At 71.7% G+C, this 17,210-nt stretch carries 15 protein-coding genes; all 15 read right to left on the reverse strand.

Going from position 1 to position 17,210, the window contains the following annotated elements:
* Nucleotides 1-92 precede the first annotated feature (92 nt).
* The gene (locus BX283_RS02865; RefSeq protein WP_101386086.1) at nucleotides 93-929 is read right to left on the reverse strand and encodes an alpha/beta fold hydrolase; all 837 of its coding nucleotides are present in this window, start codon (nucleotides 927-929) and stop codon (nucleotides 93-95) included.
* 132 nt (nucleotides 930-1,061) lie between these two features.
* Nucleotides 1,062-3,827 (reverse strand): AAA family ATPase, encoded by a 2,766-nt coding sequence (locus BX283_RS02870; protein WP_101386087.1) that lies wholly within the window; start codon nucleotides 3,825-3,827, stop codon nucleotides 1,062-1,064.
* A complete protein-coding gene (locus BX283_RS02875; RefSeq protein ID WP_101386088.1) occupies nucleotides 3,824-4,711 on the reverse strand; it encodes a carbohydrate ABC transporter permease in 888 nt (295 codons plus the stop codon). Before BX283_RS02875 ends, BX283_RS02870 begins: the two co-directional genes overlap by 4 nt.
* Nucleotides 4,708-5,673, reverse strand: coding sequence for a carbohydrate ABC transporter permease (locus tag BX283_RS02880; RefSeq protein WP_101386089.1), 966 nt, complete (start codon nucleotides 5,671-5,673; stop codon nucleotides 4,708-4,710). Before BX283_RS02880 ends, BX283_RS02875 begins: the two co-directional genes overlap by 4 nt.
* Nucleotides 5,673-7,004: an ABC transporter substrate-binding protein gene (locus BX283_RS02885; RefSeq protein ID WP_101386090.1), complete on the reverse strand. Its 1,332-nt coding sequence runs from the start codon at nucleotides 7,002-7,004 to the stop codon at nucleotides 5,673-5,675. The genes BX283_RS02880 and BX283_RS02885 overlap by 1 nt, the downstream gene beginning before the upstream one ends.
* A 74-nt stretch (nucleotides 7,005-7,078) precedes the next feature.
* Nucleotides 7,079-7,831, reverse strand: a complete 753-nt coding sequence (locus tag BX283_RS02890; protein ID WP_101386091.1) for an alpha/beta fold hydrolase — start codon at nucleotides 7,829-7,831, stop codon at nucleotides 7,079-7,081.
* A gap of 135 nt (nucleotides 7,832-7,966) precedes the next feature.
* Nucleotides 7,967-8,704, reverse strand: a complete 738-nt coding sequence (locus BX283_RS02895) for a GPR1/FUN34/YaaH family transporter (RefSeq protein WP_101386092.1) — start codon at nucleotides 8,702-8,704, stop codon at nucleotides 7,967-7,969.
* Between the two features lie 16 nt (nucleotides 8,705-8,720).
* Nucleotides 8,721-10,607, reverse strand: a complete 1,887-nt coding sequence (locus BX283_RS02900; protein WP_101386093.1) for an amidohydrolase — start codon at nucleotides 10,605-10,607, stop codon at nucleotides 8,721-8,723.
* Nucleotides 10,604-11,557 carry an alpha/beta hydrolase gene (locus BX283_RS02905; protein ID WP_101386094.1) on the reverse strand — a complete coding sequence of 318 codons (954 nt, stop codon included), beginning with the start codon at nucleotides 11,555-11,557 and terminating at the stop codon, nucleotides 10,604-10,606. The genes BX283_RS02900 and BX283_RS02905 overlap by 4 nt, the downstream gene beginning before the upstream one ends.
* Before the next feature lie 47 nt (nucleotides 11,558-11,604).
* Nucleotides 11,605-12,429 (reverse strand): alpha/beta fold hydrolase, encoded by an 825-nt coding sequence (locus BX283_RS02910; protein ID WP_101386095.1) that lies wholly within the window; start codon nucleotides 12,427-12,429, stop codon nucleotides 11,605-11,607.
* Nucleotides 12,430-12,637: 208 nt separating this feature from the next.
* A complete protein-coding gene (locus BX283_RS02915; RefSeq protein ID WP_101386096.1) occupies nucleotides 12,638-14,062 on the reverse strand; it encodes an NAD(P)/FAD-dependent oxidoreductase in 1,425 nt (474 codons plus the stop codon).
* Nucleotides 14,062-14,640 (reverse strand): Dps family protein, encoded by a 579-nt coding sequence (locus BX283_RS02920; protein WP_101386097.1) that lies wholly within the window; start codon nucleotides 14,638-14,640, stop codon nucleotides 14,062-14,064. Before BX283_RS02920 ends, BX283_RS02915 begins: the two co-directional genes overlap by 1 nt.
* Nucleotides 14,641-14,739: 99 nt before the next feature.
* Nucleotides 14,740-15,261 carry a DoxX family protein gene (locus BX283_RS02925; RefSeq protein ID WP_101386098.1) on the reverse strand — a complete coding sequence of 174 codons (522 nt, stop codon included), beginning with the start codon at nucleotides 15,259-15,261 and terminating at the stop codon, nucleotides 14,740-14,742.
* Nucleotides 15,262-15,266: 5 nt separating this feature from the next.
* A complete protein-coding gene (locus BX283_RS02930; protein WP_101386099.1) occupies nucleotides 15,267-15,929 on the reverse strand; it encodes a hydrolase in 663 nt (220 codons plus the stop codon).
* 444 nt (nucleotides 15,930-16,373) lie between these two features.
* Entirely contained in the window at nucleotides 16,374-17,090 is a 717-nt protein-coding gene (locus tag BX283_RS02935; RefSeq protein ID WP_101386100.1) for an SDR family oxidoreductase, read from the reverse strand.
* Nucleotides 17,091-17,210 lie beyond the last annotated feature (120 nt).

Raw genomic sequence — 17,210 nt, forward strand, 5'->3', positions numbered from 1 at the left:
CTCCTGAGCTCGTCCCGGTTCCCTCGCCGGGAACTGGGGGGCGGGGTGACGCCGGAGCTCCGGTGCCACCCCGGCGGTTCGACGGTGCGGGGTCACTTCGCCAGGAAGGCGAGAAGGGCCGCGTTGACCTCTTCGGCGTGGGTCCACAGCAGACCGTGCGGGGCGCCCTCGATCTCGACGTAGTCGGCCGCCGGAAGCGCCGCGTGGAAGGGGCGCGCGGTGCCCTCGGCAGGCAGGATGCGGTCAGCGGTGCCGTGCAGGATCAGGGCCGGCACGTCGACGGCGGGGATGTCGGCGCGGAAGTCGGTGTACCAGGTAGCCGGGGCGGCGGACGCGGCGAAGGAGCCGCCGCGGGCCGCGGTGTTCCAGCTGTGGCGGACGGCCTCCTCGCTGATGCGGGTGCCCAGGTTCTCGTCGAGGTTGTAGAAGTCGTTGAAGAAGGCCGTGTAGTAGGCGTACCGGTCGGCCTTGACGGCGGCGACGACGCCGTCGAAGAACTCCTGCGGGGCGACGCCCTGCGGGTTGTCGTCGCTCTTGAGCAGGCAGGGTTCCAGCGAGGCCAGGAAGGCGGCCTTGGCGACCCGGCCGGAGCCGTACGTGGAGAGGTAGCGGGCGACCTCGCCGGTGCCCATGGAGAAGCCGACCAGGACGGCGTCGTTCAGGTCGAGGGTCTCCATCACGGTGTTCAGGTCGGCCGCGAAGGTGTCGTAGTCGTAGCCGGTGGTCGGCTGCGAGGACTGCCCGAAGCCGCGGCGGTCGTACGTGATCACGCGGTATCCGGCCCCGAGCAGCGCGGCGCTCTGGCGCTCCCAGGAGTGGCCGTCGAGCGGAAAGCCGTGAATGAGGACGACCGGCTGCCCGGCCCCCTGGTCCTCGAAGTACAGCTCGACGGGGTTGGTGTTCTCCTGGCCCACGGTGATGAACGGCATGGGGTGTTTCCTCAGTTCGGGTCGACTGTCCGCGCGTCGGAGCGGCGCGGTATGCCCGTCACGCTAGGACCGGCCCCGCACCTCCTGTTGTCGTCCCGCGCACCACACCTTGCACCGGGGCGCAGAGGTTGCTCAGCCGCCGGTGGCTGTCGCGGTGTCGTCTTCCGCGAGGACGATCCGAGCCAGGTGGACCCTGGAGCGCACCGCGAGCTTGCGGAAGATCGACGCCAGATGGGTGTTGACCGTGTGCGGGGAGACGACGAGGGCCTGCGCGGCCGACCGGTTGGTGTGACCCGCGGCGATCAACCGGGCCACCTTGCGTTCCGAGTCCGTGAGCGCGTCCCAGCCCTGGTCGGCGCGCGGCCGCGGGCCTCTGGTGCGCCGGCCGGGGCTTGTGGCCCGTTCCAGATCGGCCCGGATCCGGTCGGCCTCGGCGTCGGCCCCCGCCTGGGCGTAGATGTCGTACGCCCTGGTCAGGGCAGGTGTCGCAGCGGCGTCGCCCACGGTCAGCAGCGCGCGTCCGAGGTCGGCGGATGCGGCGGCGAGGGGCAGCGGCCGCGGGCCGGTGAGGAGGATGCGCACCGACTCCTCCAGGAGTTGGTGGTCGGCGGTCACCAGGGCGGCCGCGTGGGCGGCCGTCCCCTGGGCGCTCGGCACGGTGGGGTTGCGGGCGGCGTGTTCGCCCGCCTGGGCCGCGAGGTCCTCGGCCAGGTTCCGGTCCCCGCCGCGCAGGGCGATCCGCACGGCCTGGACGAGATGGGGGCGCAGGAGCCGCCACCGCAGGAGGGGGTGGTCCCGCTGCACCGAGCGGACCCGTTCGGCCGCTGCCGTGTGGTCGCCGTCGGCGTCGGCGACCACGGCCTCGAAGTACTGGTGCGCGGCGTGGTTGCCCGTGTTCGGCCGGTCGGCGACGGTCGCCCTCACGACGTCCAGGTGTTCGCGTGCGGCTTCGCGGTCGCCGCGCAGCAGCGCGAGAAGACCGCGGTTGACGCGGATGTTGACCAGGTTGCCGGGCACATCGAGGTCCGCTTCGAGCCGTTCGGCGGTGACGAAGTCGGCGTCCGCGTCGTCGAGTCGGCCGAGCCCCATGTTCAGGGTGGCCTGGGCCCAGATCAGCATCGCGGGGCGCAGGGGTACATCACCCGCCGTCCGCAGCAGTCGCCTTACGGCATCGAAGTCGTCCAGGTGGATCCGGGCGACGGCCTCCTCGGGAAGGAAGGCCGTGTCGAACACGCTCAGCGCCGTGTGGTGTTCGACGGCGGCGGCACAGTCGCCCGCGTTGAGTGCCGTCTCGCCGAGCCCCCACAGGGCGAGGACGCGAGCCTCGCGGTCACCGGCCCGCTCCGCCTCGGCGAGCGCCAGTTCGCCGGTCTCCCGCGCAACCCCGAGGTCGCGGCCGCGGGAGCGGGCCAGGGCCTGCCGGGCGGTGAGCCGCGCGCGGATCACCGGGTCGGTGACGGCTGCCAGCGCCGCCGTCGAGCGGCGGGTCAGCTCGTGGACGTCGTCGAGGTGCCACAGCGTGTCGCCCAGTACGCACTGCAGACGGGCGAAGACGTCCAGGGACGGCTGCCGGGCGAGCAGCCCGTCGCCGGTCCTGCGTGCCTGGGTGTACCGGCCCGCGCGGGTCAGCGCGACGATGGCCCGCTCGCCCACGTCGAACAGCATGGGCGCATGGGGCGGTACGAGTTCCAGGGCCCGGACGGACAGGTCGGCGGCGAGGTCGGGCATCACGGCGATCACGTCCTGGGCGGCCGTGCCGAGCAGTCCGATCGCCTCCATGTCGCCGGGTTCGGCGCTCTTCAGCAGATGCGGGACCGCGTCGGTGGAGCTCCGGCCCGTCGCCACGAGCCGACGCGCGGCCTCCCGGTGCAGCGCCCGGCGTACAGAGGGGGCGAGGTCGGCGTACACGGCCTCCCGGAGCAGGTCGTGGCGGAACAGGAGGCGGTCGCCGTCGTCGTGAAGGACAGCGGCGGCGATCGCCTCGTCCACTTCGGCGCCGAGTGTGGAGGCGGGCCGGGCGCACAGGGCGGCGGCGTCCGCGAGCGAGAACGCGCGGCCGAGTACCGAGCCGATCCGCAGGAAGTGGAGGGTGTCCGGCCGCAGTTCGGCCAGTCGGCCGCGCACGCCGAGGACCAGCCGCTCGGGCGGTTCCGGCCCGTCCGCGCCCGACGCGGCGATGCCCGAGAGCATCTCGGTCGCGAGGAAGGGATTGCCGCCCGCCCCGTCGAGAAGCTCCGCGACCCGCGCCGGCGCCTGCGCGCCCAGGACGTCGTGTGCCAGCTCGGCCAGGGCCGTCTCGGACAGCGGACGCAAAGCAAGGGTCGTCGTCCGCGGCCCCTGCCCGTACAGTTGCGGGTCCTCGCGGCCCGTGAGCAGCCACAGCACCGGGGAGCTGAGCAGCCGTGCCGGCATGACGCCCAGGGCGAACCGGCTCAGCGGGTCGGCCCATTGCACATCGTCGACCGCGATCAGTACGGGCGTGTCCGCCGCACGTTCCTCGATCAGCTGGGCCAGCCGTTCGACGAGCCAGACGCGCTGGTCGTGGTGGTCGGCGAGGTCGGCGAAGTCCGTACGGGCCAGCAGCGGCGGGTCACCGTGCAACAGGCCCGAGGCCAGTGAGGCCAGCGGTGCCAGCTCGTGCAGTTCCTCGGCCCGTCCATGGCTGACGACGAATCCCTGGGCCCTGGCGAGCGAAACGGCCTCCTGCAACAGGACGGTCTTGCCGATCCCGGGCTCGCCCAGCAGGACCGCGACCGCTCCTTCCCCGCCGTCGCGCACCGCCTCGACCAGGGCGCGCAGTTGCTCCAGCTCGGCTTCGCGGCCCCGCAGCCCGGGCCGGCTCACCCCCGCGCCCCCGGGCGCCGCCACGCGTACCGCTTCGGCCCGCTGGGGGCTCATCCCTTGACCGATCCGGCGAGCAGCCCCCGCGCGAAGTGCCGCTGCAGGGCGAAGAAGACGAGCAGTGGGACGAGCGCCGCCACGAAGGCTCCTGCGGTGAGCCGCTGCCACTCGTTGCCGTACGTCCCGGCCAGGCTGGCCAGTTTGACCGTCATCGGCGCGGTCTCGGCCGTGCCTCCCGACAGGGTCAGGGCCACCAGCAGGTCGTTCCACACCCAGATGAACTGGATGATGGCGAAGGTGACCAGGGCCGGGCGGGCCAGTGGCAGCACGATCCGCAGCAGCAGCGTGCCGTGCGAGGCGCCGTCGACCCGGGCGGCCTCGATCAGGTCCCGGGGCAGCGCTGCCAGGAAGTTGTGCAGGAGGAACACCGCGAACGGCAGCGCGAAGACCGTGTGGGCGAACCAGACCTGGCTGAACCGCGCGGGACCGGTGAGGTGCCATGCAGGCAGGAACAGCCAGCCCTGGGAGAAGAGCTTCAGCAGAGGGACGAGCGCCATCTGGAGCGGCACGGCCTGGAGCGCGAAGATGCCGACGACGAGCGCGTCGCGCCCCTTGAAATCGATCCAGGCCAGGGCGTACGCCGCGAAGAAGGCCAGCACGAGCGGGAACAGCACCGAGGGAAGGGCGATGACGATGGAGTTGACGAAGTACTCCGCGAGCCGCCCCGACCCGTTCCCGCCGCCCGAAAGCACCGCGCCGTAGTTGTCGAGCGTGAGGTGCGGCGCACCGAACACGGTCCACCAGCCCGTCGTCTTGATCTCCTTCTCGGGGCGGAACGAGGAGAGCAGCAGAGCCAGGGTCGGTGTCGTCCACAGGACCGCGATCACCACGGCGAGCAGCGTGAAGGCGCGGGAGGCCAGTCGCTCCCGGACGCCGCTCACCCCGCCCTCCGCCGCGCCCGGACCTGGTAGGCCACGAAGGGGGTGACGAGGACGAAGAGGAGTACGGCAAGCACCGCGCCGTGGCCCGTTTCGCCGTAGCGGAAGGCCTGGTTGTACATGTCGTGGGCGATGACGTCCGTGTCGAACTGGCCGCCGGTCATGGTCTTGACGATGTCGAAGGCCTTGAGCGTGCCGATCGCCTGGGCGAGGACCACGACGATCAGCGTCGGTCTGATCGACGGCAGGGTGATCCGCCAGAAGATCTGCCGGGCGGAGGCGCCGTCGAGTCGGGCCGCCTCGATCACCTCACCGGGAACGGCCCTGATCGCACCGGCCAGCAGGACGGCCGCGAAGCCCGCCTGGGTCCACACCATCACCACGATGAGGAACAGAACGTTCCAGGGCGAGTCGGCGAGCCATTGCCGTGGTTCGCCGCCGAACGCGACGACGAGCTGGTTCAGCAGCCCGATCTGCCCGTCCTGCGCGGGTCGGTAGGCGTAGACGAACTTCCAGACGACACCCGCGCCAACGAAGGAGATCGCCATCGGCATCAGGAGGAGGGACAGCGCGAACGCCCTGAACCGCGACCGTACGACGGCCGCCGCGTACAGGAGACCGACCGCGGTGGCCGTCAGCGGTACGAGCACCACCCACGCAACGGTGTTGCGCAGCGCCACCAGCGCCCGGGGGTCGGTGAAAAGCCATTCGTAGTTGTCCAGCCCGGCCCACGCCTCTCCCCCACGGCCGGTGAACGACAGCATCAGGGTGCGCAGAGCGGGCAGGAGCAGACCCACCGTGAGCAGCAACAGCGCGGGAGCCAGCAGGATCAGGGCCGCGGACCTCCTGCGTACCGGCCCCCGGTGCAGCACCAGAAGGATCAAGCAGACCACCGCCGCGAAGGCGGCGACGCCCTGGAGGAGATACAGCAGCTTGGGCCGCTGGGCGACGACATCGAACGACATCAGTGGCTCGGCCAGGACCGTTCGATGGAGTCGGCCACCTGCTGGGTGCCCTTGCCGCCGATCCAGTCGACGGCGCCCTTCCAGAACGTGCCCGCGCCGACCGACGCGGGCATCAGGTCCGAACCGTCGAACCGGAACTGCGCCTGGGGATCCTGGAGCAGCTGGATGGAGAGCCTGTCGACCGGGGTGGCGGCGTTCGCCGGGTCCACACCCCGGTTCGCGGAGACGAAAGGGCCCTTCTTCATGCGTGCGTTCGCGAAGTCCGCGGAGGCCAGATACTCCTGGAACGCCCGCACTTCGGGGCGGTCGGCGAACGCCGCGGTGAACACCCCACCGCCCAGTACGGGGTGGGCGGTCGGCTCGGCCCCGGGCAGCAGGAAGGCGTAGACGTCCTTGTCCGGTCCGATCTGCGTTCCCTTCGGCCACAGATCGGCGTAGAACGAGGCCTGGCGGTGCATCGCGCAGTCGCCGGAGAGGATCGGTGTGCCGGCCTCCTGGTAGGAGATCGACGCCACCGACCGGGCCGGACCGAAACCGCCGTTGGCGTACCGGTCGTTCTTGAGGATGGACCCCACGGTGTCCATGGCCCGGATCACCCGCGGGTCATTGAACGGGATCTTGTGGGTGACCCACTGGTCGTAGACGCCGGGGCCCTGCTGGCGCAGCAGGACGTCCTCGATCCAGTCCGTCACGGGCCAGCCGGTCGCCTCGGCGGACTCCACGCCCGCGCACCACGGCTTGACCCCTGAGGCCGCGACCTTCTCCGTCACCGCCATCAGCTCGGACCACGTGCGGGGAACGCTCAGTCCCCGCTCCCGGAAGAACTTCGGGGAGTACCAGACGAACGACTTCACGTTCGCGACCAACGGCGTGCCGTAGAGGGTGCCGTCGACGGTCGCGTAGCTGTTCCAGTCCGCCGACCAGCCCTTCTTCGCGAGGGCCACGACCCCGGCGCCGGCGGGCTTGAGCTTGCCCGCCCGGGCGAAGCGTTCCAGGAGGCCAGGCTGGGGGAAGAACGCCATGTCGGGCGCGCTCCCGCCGTCGACCCGAAGCTGGATCTGCGCCTCGAACTCCCCGTCCCCCTCGTACTGGACGTCGATGCCCGTGCAGTGCGCGAAGTCCGCCCAGGTCTCTTCGAACAGGTCGGCTTCCCGGTCCCGGTTCTCCCCGTAGACGGTGACCTTGGTGCCGGGGTGCTCGCCGTACCGGGCGTACGGGCCGCAGTCCGCGGTGGAGTGCGACCGCGAAGCGCTGTCCTGGGAAGCACCGCAGGCGGCGCCGAGGGCGGCAACGGCGATGACGGCGAGCGCGGTCCTCACGCCGAACCTCATGGGTGGATCTCCTCCGATCGCCCGCCGAGGCTCTCGGGGGCGATCAGAAGCTACCAGCGCTCGAACAACATCGACTAATCGTTCGAGTCGGCCTGATCGGACCCATCGACGGTGGACCGGATCGCGTCCTGGATCAGCTCCGCCACAGCCTTGGGCCGGGCCAGCATGACCAGGTGGGAGGAGTCGACCTCGACGGTGGTCATACCGGCGCGCTCATAGCCGAAGCGCTCCACATCGGGGTTGATCGTACGGTCGCGGGAGGCCACCAGACCCCACGAAGGCTTGGTCTTCCACGCGGCGACAGGCGCCGCCTCCGTGAAGGCACGCGCGGCCAGGGGACGCTGGGAGACGGCGAGCACCGCGGCGAGGCCGGGCTCGACGTCCGCGGCGAAAAGGGCTGGGAACCGGTCGACCGCCACCGAGACGTCGGTGCCGCTCTCCGTGGAGCCGGCCACCGGGAACGGGGTGTAGACGAGCGCGTCGGCGAGGCCGGAGTCGGGGAAGCGGCCCTGCAGCTCGCCCAGGCTCTCGCCCTCCTCCAGCGCGTATCCCGCCACGTACACCAGTGCACGGACGTTGTCCTGTGTCCCGGCGAGGGTGATGACGGCGCCGCCGTAGGAGTGCCCCACCAGGATCACGGGGCCGTCGACGGCACGGATCACCGAGGCGATGTACGCGGCGTCCTCGACGAGGCTGCGGTTGGGCACCGCCGGGGCCACCACGTCCACGCCGGCGGCGGTCAGTTCGGGAATGACACGGGCGAAGCTGGAGGCGTCGGCGAAGGCGCCGTGGACCAGGACGACGGTGGGACGGGCGTGTTGGGGCATGGGGGAACTCCTCGGGATGGGGAAGGTTTGGGGTTTGCGTCGTGTCTCACAGGCCGAAGCGGGCCCGGTGCCCTCGGGCACCAGGTCGGCGTTGTGCTCCTGCGCGGTCGTGGTGTGAGGTGGTGGCGGGTGCGGTCACAGCGTGCGGCGCACGCCCGCATGGCGTTCCAGGTTGCGCAGCTGGACGGCCAGGCCGCCTTCCATGGCGAGGTGGGCGGGGCCGCTGCGGCCGATCGGCAGGACCTGCTCGCTGCGCATGTCCTCGAGCATCAGGGCGAACGCCGTGTACATCGCGACGAGCGCCACCACGAGGCCGAGCGCACCGGAGGTGCGGGTCAGCCACTCCGTGCCGGTGACCCCCGCGAGGCCGGTGGCCAACCAGCGGGGCAGCGAGGCCGCGAGGACGAACCACAGCGCGCGCTTGGGCCGGGTCACGGCGGTCATCAGCGCCCCGAAGCACAGGAGCGCCAGGTTGAACACGCCCAGGACCTGGAGGCCGTCGTCCGCGCCGGTGAGCATGATGAGCGAGTAAGGCAGCCAGCTGCCGGCGAACACCGCCATCAGCGTCGCCGCGATCACGTCACGGGCGCCGAAGGCCAGGACGCTGACCAGGAGTTGGAGGACGAAGGCCGGCAGCACGGTGAACGCGACGGCGGCGCGGGCCGCCTCGTCGAAGATCCCGAGCTGGAGGCAGCCCGTCATCACGGAAGCGATGGCTATCGTGAAGAAGCCGAGCGGCATGGGTGAGGCGATGGGGCGCAGGGTGATCCGGGTCATCGACCTGAGGTCCGGCTCGAAACGGCGCTCCGGGACGACGTCCGGCTGGGTTGGCGCGGTGTCGCCGTCGTCGGCGGCGGGGGAGGCTGCGGTCATCGGGTGGATCTCACTTTCAGTGATCGAAGCAGGGGTCGACGAAGGACGGCGTCGTCCCGGGAGCGGCGCCGCGCGCGACGCGCCAGTGGCGGTGCTGCTCGGACTCGGCGACGGCCTCGGCCACGCGTGACGCCTGGCGGGCACCCGACTGGTAGCCGCCGAAGTGGGCCACCGGGCTCCACTGGGGGCTCACCGGCGGGACCGCCTCGTCGAGCCCCTCGTACTCCGCGGTCGCGTAGACGATGCGGCCGCCGACGACGGTCAGGACGGACTCGATACCGGGAATGACGTCCTCGGGCACGGTGAGGTAGTCCTCGGAGAGCATGGCGAGATCGCCGTACGAGCCTTCGCGCAAGGTCCCCTTGACGTCCTGCTCACCGGTGAGCCGGGCTCCCCCACGGGTGTAGAGGCCGAGGGCGGTCTCCCGGTCGACCAGGTTCGCGGCCGGGTAGAGGGCCCCGCCGCCTACGGTGCGCCCGGTGACCAGCCAGTGCAGTGCCACCCACGGGTTGTACGAGGAGACGCGGGTGGCGTCGGTTCCGGCCGCGACGGTCAGGCCCCGGTCGAGCATGGCCCGGACCGGCGGGGTGTGGGCGGCTGCCTCGGCGCCGTAGCGGTCCAGGAACGCCGCGCCCTGGAAGGACATCCGGTTCTGCACCGAGACGGCGCCGCCCAAGGCGGCGATCCGGTCGAGGCTGTCGGCCGAGACGGTCTCGGCGTGGTCGAAGAGCCAGCGGTTGCCGCCGGGGAACAGTCCCTCCGCGGCGAGTTTCTCGAAGACGGCCAGGTCGCGACGGATCGTCTCGTCGTAGGTCGCATGGAGCCGGAAGCCCCAGCCGTTCTCCAGGAGGAGCCGGACGGCGCTCTCGAATTCACTCTCGTACCCTGCGGCAAGCTCGGGCCGGGGCTCGGAGAAGTTCTCGAAGTCGGCGGCCGCCCAGGTCAGGTTCTCGCCCGCGCCGTTCAGCCGGAGCCATTCGTCCCCGTCCCCGGGCTTGACCATCTCGGTCCAGCGCTTCAGGTCGGCGAGCTCCTGCCCGGCCGTCTGGGGAAAGAGGTGGTAGGCGATCCGCAGGGTCAACTCCCCCGACCTGGCGAGGTCGACGACCGTGGCGTAGTTGTCGGGGAAGTTCTGGAACCCGCCGGCGGCATCGACCGCGGACGTCAGTCCGAAGCGGTTCAGCTCACGCAGGAAGTGACGCGTCGACGTCCGCTTGTCGGCCTCGGCGAGAGCCGGGGCCTTGGCCAGGGTGGAGTACAGGACCAGAGCGCTCGGAGCGGCGAGCAGGACGCCGTTGGGTTCACCGTCCCGCCCCCGCACGATCTGCCCGCCGCGCGGATCCGGGGTGTCCCGCGTGAATCCGGCTGCCTGCACCGCGGCCCGGTTCATCAGGGCCGACTGGTACAGATGCAGAACGAAGACCGGGGTGTCGGGGGCGGCGGCGTTCAGCTCGGCGACGGTCGGCATCCTGCGCTCGGCGAACTGCTCGGCGGTCCAGCCGCCCACCACCCGGATCCACTGCCCCTTGGGGGTGCGGCCCGCCTGCTCGCGCAGCATCGCCAGGGCGTGCCGCAGGCTTCGAACGCCGTCCCAGCGCAGCTCCAGGACGTAGTTCAGGCCGCCCCGGATGACATGCAGATGCGAGTCGTTCAGGCCGGGGATCACCCGGCGGCCGAGGGCGTCGACGACCCTCGTTTGCGGCCCGACGAGGTGGGCGAGGTCGTGGTCGTCACCGAGGGCCGCGACCCGGCCGTCGCGGATGGCGACGGCACGGGCCTCGGGGCGGTCCGGGTCACCGGTGAACACCTTGGCGTTGCGGACCAGAAGGTCGGCGTGCTCGGGCTGCCTCCGCGCGGCGGGAACGAGGCCCGCCACCGGCATGCTCGTCGACGGCCCGGTCATGCGAAGGCCTTGCGCAGCGTGGCGGTGGCGAGACCGATGGCGAGTTCCGCGCCCTGCGTCTCGCGCAGCGCGTTCAGCATCACGAAGTCGTGGATGACGCCCTGCACGCGCAGGGCGGTGACGGGGACGCCGGCGGCACGGAGCTTCGCCGCGTACGCCTCGCCCTCGTCGCACAGGACATCGGCCTCGGCGGTGATGACCAGGGCCGGCGGCAGTCCGGTGAGCTGCTCGGTGGAGGCGCGCAGCGGGGAGGCGGTGATCTGGGCGCGCTCGGCCTCATCGGTCGTGTACTGGTCCCAGAACCACCTCATGGCCTCGCGGCGCAGGAAGTACCCCTCGCCGAACCGGTGGTAGGAGCCGGTGTCGAAGCCCGCGTCCGTGACCGGGTAGAACAGGACCTGCTGGACGAGCGTGACATCGCCGCGCTGCTTGGCCATGAGGGTGAGGGCGGCGCTCATGTTGCCGCCGACCGAGTCGCCCGCGACGGCGATCCGCGTACCGTCGAGGTCCTTGTGGTGGCCCTCGCGGGCGACCCACTGGGCCACGCTGTAGTTCTGCTCGATCGCGACGGGATAGCGCGCCTCGGGCGAGAGGTCGTACTCGGGGAACACCACGGCCGCACGGCTGCCGACGGCGAGTTCGCGCACGAGCCGGTCGTGGGTGTGGGCGTTGCCGAAGACCCAGCCCGCGCCGTGGATGTAGAGGATGACGGGAAGCGGCCCGGTGGCGCCGCGCGGCCGGACGATCCGGGCGCGGACGTCGCCAGTGGGGCCGCCGTGAACGGTGATCCACTCCTCGTCGACGGCGGGCAGGGGAACACCCTCGCCACTCTGGACGTCGTCCACGGCCTTACGGCCCTCGGCGACGGGGATCTGGTAGAGGTACGGCGGCTGGGCCGTGGCCTCGGCGAACGCCTGGGCGGCGGGTTCGAGGACCGGACGGTTGTTCATGAGGGGTTTCTCCTTCTGGGGATGTTGGGATGGGGCAGGTCGAAGGCTCAGCGGGTCGCCCGTACGGCGTCGAGGATCACGTCGGTGACCACAGCCGGACGGGAGACGGCCACGGCGTGCGACGCGTCCACTTCGGTGATGTGCGAGCCTGCGCGCCGGGCCATCCACCGTTCGGCAACCGGCGGGATGTTCTTGTCGGCGGTCGCGACCAGCGCCCAGGACGGGATCGTCTTCCAAGCCGCTCCCTGGGCCTTCTCCTCCAGCGCGGCGGTGGCGACCGGGCGCTGCGTCGCGGCCATGACGGCGGCCTCGGCGCCGGGAACGTCCGCGGCGAACTGCCGGGGGAACTTGGCCCGCTCGATGACGAGTTCGCTGCCGGTGCCACCTCCCGGCAGCGGGTACGACCGCGGGTTCACGGCGTCACCGAGGGTGGATCCCGGGAACTTGGCGGCGAGCTCGCCCGCGCTCTCGCCCTTGTCCGGGGTGAACGCGGCGATGTAGACGAGGGCCTTCACCCGGCTGTCGCCCACCGCGGCGCCACTGATGACGGCGCCGCCGTAGGAGTGGCCGACCAGGACGACGGGTCCGTCGACGGCGTCCAGCGCACTGCGCAGATAGGCGGTGTCCGCGGCGAGACCACGCAGCGGGTTGGCGGGGGCGAGGACGGGGTAACCGGCGCGCTGCAGCCGCCTGATCGTGCCGTTCCAGCTGGAGGCGTCCGCGAACGCCCCGTGGACCAGGACGATCGTGGGCCGGGAGCCGTGCCGATCGGCGGCGGCGGCCGAGTGACTCACGGGTGCGGCCGCGCCCAGGGCCACCAGCGTCGCGGGCAGGACGGCGGCAAGGGTGAGGGTGCGCCTCGTGGGGTGCATGGAGGTGTCCTTGTCGGGTGGTGAAGGGGGCGCTTGTCGGGTTCCCAAGGGTTCGGGGGTGCGCGGCCGAGCTGGCGCGTGCGGGCGCCGACCGGTCGGGCGGGTGCACGGGCGAGCGGGTACGACGGTCGGCCGCGCGGGTACGGCGGTCGGGCAAGCGGGTGCGACGCTCGGCCGAGCAGGTACGACGGTCGGGCGGGATCTCGCCTCAGCGGCCGTAGGCCTCCAGGAGCCGGAGCCAGACCTCGCTCACCGTCGGGAAGGCGGGCACGGCGTGCCACAGACGCTCCATGGGAACCTCGCCCACGATGGCCACGGTGGCCGTGTGGATGAGTTCGCTCGCCATCGGGCCGGTGAGCGTGCAGCCCACGACCAACCCTCGCGCCTCGTCGACGACGAGCTTGGCCAGGCCGCGGTAGTCGTCCGCGTGGAGCGCGGCGCCGGCGACATCGTCGATGCGGTACTCCACCGTACGTACCGTCAGACCCGCTTCGCGTGCCGCGCGTTCGGTGAGACCGACGCTCGCGACCTCGGGGCGGGTGAAGACGGCCTGGGGGACGGCGACGCGGTCGGCCTCCGCGCTCCACGGCTGGTGGCCGCCGGTGACGGCCGGGCGTCCCGCGGCCCGCTCGGCGATCGCCGCCGCGCAGGCGCGGGCCTGGTACTTGGCCATGTGGGTCAGCGACGCACGGTGGTTCACGTCGCCGACGGCATAGAGCCATTCGCCCTCGGCGGCGGTGACCCGACAGGTGTCGTCGACCGGGAGCCAGTCGCCTGCGGGCAGCCCGACGGAGGCCAGACCGAGGTCCGCGGTACGCGGTCGGCGGCCGACGGCGGCGAGGACCTCGTCACAGTCGAGGACCGTGCCGTCGTCGGTGCTCACGCTCACCGTGCGGGTGTCGGCGTCACGGGCGACCCGGACGGCCGACACCCCGAAGCGGATGCTGACGCCCAGATCGCTCAGTCCCCGGGCGACCTCTTCGCCCGCACAGGGTTCCCAACCGCCCAGCAGGGCCTGGCCGCGGACCAGCACCGTGACGCGGGAGCCCAGCGAGCGCCACGCGGTGGCCATCTCGCAGGCCACCACTCCCCCGCCGATGACGACGAGCCGCTCGGGCACCGCGTCGGCGGTGGTGGCCTCTCGGCTCGTCCACACATCGATCCGGTCGAGCCCCTCGACCGGCGGAAGGGTGGCTTCCGTGCCCGTGCAGAGCACGACCGCACGTCGGGCCCGCAGGGCACGGACCGTGCCGTCGGCCCGGGTCACGTCCACCCGGCGCTCCCCCGCGAGCCGTCCATGTCCGCGTACGAGCGCGATGCCCGCACCTTCGAGCCAGTCGGCCTGGCCGGTGTCGTCGCCGCGCCCGGTGAAGCGGTCACGGCGGGCCAGGACGCGCGCCGGGTCGAGGGCTGCCGTGACCGCCTGCCGTGTTCCCTCCACCGAGCGGGCCGCCGCTCGCGCGGCGCCGGGTCGCAGCAGCGCCTTGCTCGGGACGCAGGCACGGTAGGAGCACTCGCCGCCGACCGCCTCGGCCTCGACGACGACGGCGCTCAGCCCCGACCGGACGGCCCCTTCGGCGACGACCTCGCCGGCCGGTCCGCCGCCGACCACGATGACGTCGTACGTATCCATCAGCCCCGCACCAACGGGGTGTCCACGAGGTGCTCGGCCAGGAACCACACCTGCGCCTCGCCGGTACGGATCACATCCGAGACCAAGAGGTCGGCGCTGCCCTCGTCGCCCTCTCCGGAGAGCCGGGCGGCGGCGTCCCGGGCGTCGATCAGGATCCGCTCGTGCGCATCGAGGAGCCGCGACAGCATGACGGGCACCGGCTCGACGCCGTCCGGCGGACGGGGAATCGCCGTCAGCTCCGCGACGTGGCGAGGGTCCCCGACGGCGACGCCGCCGAGGCTCTGGACCCGCTCGGCCAGCGCGTCCACGATGGCCAGTTGGGCCTCCGCGTGCTTGTCCAGCATCAGATGGAGCGAGTAGAAGGTCGCCCCGCGCATGAGCCAGTGGTGCTTCTTGTAGAGGGAGTGGAGGATCTGCGTGTCGGCCAGGACCCGGTTCAGCCGCTGGCAGCCGTACATGCGGGTGTCGTGGCCGAGGCCGATCGGCAACTGCTTGAGCGTGCCGAACGCCTGGGTCTCGGCGCCCTTCTGGTGCAGCAGCGGCTGACCGCCGCCGTGCGGAGGCGTGAGGGTGTCCATCGAGTGCTCCTGAGGAGGAAGAGAGAGGGAAGGGTCCGGCCACCCGGTCAGGGGTTACGCGGGCGGCCGGACCCGGTCTGCGCGGCTCGCGCCGAGCGCTCAGCGACTGCCGGGGGCAGCGGCGTTCCGTGCCGCCGGGGCGGACCGGTGCAGGACGAGCCGGGTGAGGAGCCCGCTGCCGAGACCGGCCGCGAGCGCGAGGGCGGCCCACCACACCGGGTAGGGCGTGAGGCCGAGGACTGCGTCCAGGGACCAGGCGCCGGGGCCGGTGGCGGCGAGGGCGATGACGGTGCCGATCAGAACGAGCGGATACTCGTACCCGTCATTCTGCACCCAGAGCCCGTGGCGCCATTTCACGGTGAGCGCGACCGTCATGACCCCGGTGGCGCCGGTCGCGGCGAGCGGCGTCAGGAGGCCTGCGGCGAGCAGCAGGCCCGAGCCGATCTGACCGGCGCCCGCCGCCAGCGCGGTGAGGGCGCCACCGCGGAAACCGTCGGCGCGGAACTCCTCGGTGCCGCCCGCCAGTCCCTTGCCGCCCAGGTGCGAGCTGACCTTCTGCACACCGTGGCCGGCGACGAGCAGCCCCACCAGCAGACGCAGGATCAGAATGCCGGTGTCCACAGGGGTCAGCCGGCCGCGTGCGCGCCGATGACGCTCTGCGCGTACACGACACCCAGGCCGTACGCACCGGCGTGGGCCTTGACGATCTCCATGACCGCGCCGTACGACTCCTGCCGCGCCCAGTCGCGCTGCAGCTCCAGAAGGACCTGGACCCAGGTCACGGGCACCGCGCCGGCGGCGATCATCCGCTGCAGGGCGTGCTCGTGGGCGGCCGGGCTGACGCCGCCGGAGGCGTCGCTCACGACGTACACCTCATACCCCTGCTCCAGCGCCGAGAGCGCGGGCAGCACCAGGCAGACCTCGGTCCACAGACCTGACAGGATGATCTTCTTGCGCCCGGTCGCCTTGACCGCCGCGACAAGCGCCTCGTCCTCCCAGGCGTTCATGGTGGTCCGGTCGATGACCTCGTGCTCGGGGAACACCTCGGCGAGCTGCGGCAGCAGGGGCCCGGAGAACGACTCGGCGGCGACCGTGGTCAGAACCGTCGGTACGTCAAAAGCCTGAGCCGCCTTGGCAAGGCCCACGGTGCTGTTGATGATCGCGGCACGGTCGCCGCTGCCGGTGCCGAAGAACATCTGCGGCTGGTGGTCGACGAAGAGCATGACCGCGTTGTCCGGCGTGAGCAGGTCCGAACTGGGGGCAGCCTGCACCTTGTTGATATCAAACATGAGGGGTCCTTTCGCAACCATCGGTAGCGCGCCCGCCGCGTCCGCGGCTCGGCACTTCCTCAAGCTACGAGCTCCCCGACCGGCCTCGTTGACCTCCTGCGCCCAGGAAATGGCACGACAGCGCACAGCCCGCCAGGGACGAAGCTCTTCGCCGAGGGTGTGACGCTCGCCCGCCGCCTGCACGACGACGCCGCACGCCTCGCCCGGGCCCCTCATCGACCGGTCGATGTTCCTCGTCGCGGCACAGGCCTTCCCACCCGCGTATGCCGACTTCGCCGAAGCGGTGGCCCTTCTCCACGACCGCTGATCGCGCCGCCGGGGCCCGCGTCCTCGTGCACGGCACGGGGACACGGGCCCAGCCGGCGTGGTGCCACCAGTACCGGACCCCGACCAGTACGGCGATGTGACTTCGCGGTCTACCCCCTGAGGGGCGGAGACCCGCTGTCACACCAGCGCCGCTCCGCCGTCTATCGCGAGCGTGGTGCCGGTGACGTAGGCGTTGGACAAGGCGAAGAGATAGGCCGCCGCGGCTTCCTCGGCAGTGCCGACACGCCGCGTGAGCAGCTCGGATCCGGCGTCCTGGAGGAAAGCCTCCGGGTCCGGGACACTGCCGTCCCACAACTCGGTGCGGATCACACCGGGCTGGATCACGTTGACGCGCAGAGGGGCGAGTTCGACGGCGAGTGCCCGGGAGAAGGCCTCGATACCGCCGGTGATACCTGCGGTGAGCGCGGTTCCGGACAGCGGGCGGATCGCGAGTACGCCGGAGCTGAAAGTGATCGAGCCGCCCTCACGCAGTCGCGGTGCGGCGTACTTGGCGCAGAGGAACGCGCCCCAGAACCGGCGCTCGAAGACGGCCCTGGCCTCCTGCGGGGTGGTGTCGACCAACGGCTTGATCAGCAGAGATTCGCCCGCGGTGTAGACGAGGTGATCGAACTCCCCCACCTGCTCGAAGAACGCGGCGATGGCGTTGCCGTCGGCGACGTCCAGGCGGCGCCCTTCGGCCGCCTTGCCCAACCGCCTCGTCGCGGCGTCCACGCGGTCCTGATTGCTGGAGGCGACCACGACCTCCGCGCCGGCCGCCGCGGCCTGTCGGGCTACCGCGAAGCCGATGCCGGAGGTTCCGCCGATGATCACGATCTTCTTGCCGGCCAGAGACATGGGATCCATTCCTTCGTCGATGCAGTGCCGGGGTTCGGCGACTGCCGTGGCAAGAACGTACGCCTCCACATCGAGACATTGAATGACTAGAAGTCTCGATTCCCTGTCACATCGTCTCGC

The sequence above is a fragment of the Streptomyces sp. TLI_146 genome (assembly GCF_002846415.1).
Taxonomy (GTDB): domain Bacteria; phylum Actinomycetota; class Actinomycetes; order Streptomycetales; family Streptomycetaceae; genus Streptomyces.

Excerpts from the sequence above, each read along its gene's own strand:
- BX283_RS02880 (WP_101386089.1), bottom strand. The coding sequence starts at position 5,673 with ATGTCGTTCGATGTCGTCGCCCAGCGGCCCAAGCTGCTGTATCTCCTC.
- BX283_RS02910 (WP_101386095.1), bottom strand. The coding sequence starts at position 12,429 with ATGCACCCCACGAGGCGCACCCTCACCCTTGCCGCCGTCCTGCCCGCG.
- BX283_RS02870 (WP_101386087.1), bottom strand. The coding sequence starts at position 3,827 with ATGAGCCCCCAGCGGGCCGAAGCGGTACGCGTGGCGGCGCCCGGGGGC.
- BX283_RS02900 (WP_101386093.1), bottom strand. The coding sequence starts at position 10,607 with ATGACCGGGCCGTCGACGAGCATGCCGGTGGCGGGCCTCGTTCCCGCC.
- BX283_RS02935 (WP_101386100.1), bottom strand. The coding sequence starts at position 17,090 with ATGTCTCTGGCCGGCAAGAAGATCGTGATCATCGGCGGAACCTCCGGC.
- BX283_RS02865 (WP_101386086.1), bottom strand. The coding sequence starts at position 929 with ATGCCGTTCATCACCGTGGGCCAGGAGAACACCAACCCCGTCGAGCTG.
- BX283_RS02915 (WP_101386096.1), bottom strand. The coding sequence starts at position 14,062 with ATGGATACGTACGACGTCATCGTGGTCGGCGGCGGACCGGCCGGCGAG.
- BX283_RS02885 (WP_101386090.1), bottom strand. The coding sequence starts at position 7,004 with ATGAGGTTCGGCGTGAGGACCGCGCTCGCCGTCATCGCCGTTGCCGCC.
- BX283_RS02895 (WP_101386092.1), bottom strand. The coding sequence starts at position 8,704 with ATGACCGCAGCCTCCCCCGCCGCCGACGACGGCGACACCGCGCCAACC.
- BX283_RS02890 (WP_101386091.1), bottom strand. The coding sequence starts at position 7,831 with ATGCCCCAACACGCCCGTCCCACCGTCGTCCTGGTCCACGGCGCCTTC.
- BX283_RS02905 (WP_101386094.1), bottom strand. The coding sequence starts at position 11,557 with ATGAACAACCGTCCGGTCCTCGAACCCGCCGCCCAGGCGTTCGCCGAG.
- BX283_RS02920 (WP_101386097.1), bottom strand. The coding sequence starts at position 14,640 with ATGGACACCCTCACGCCTCCGCACGGCGGCGGTCAGCCGCTGCTGCAC.
- BX283_RS02930 (WP_101386099.1), bottom strand. The coding sequence starts at position 15,929 with ATGTTTGATATCAACAAGGTGCAGGCTGCCCCCAGTTCGGACCTGCTC.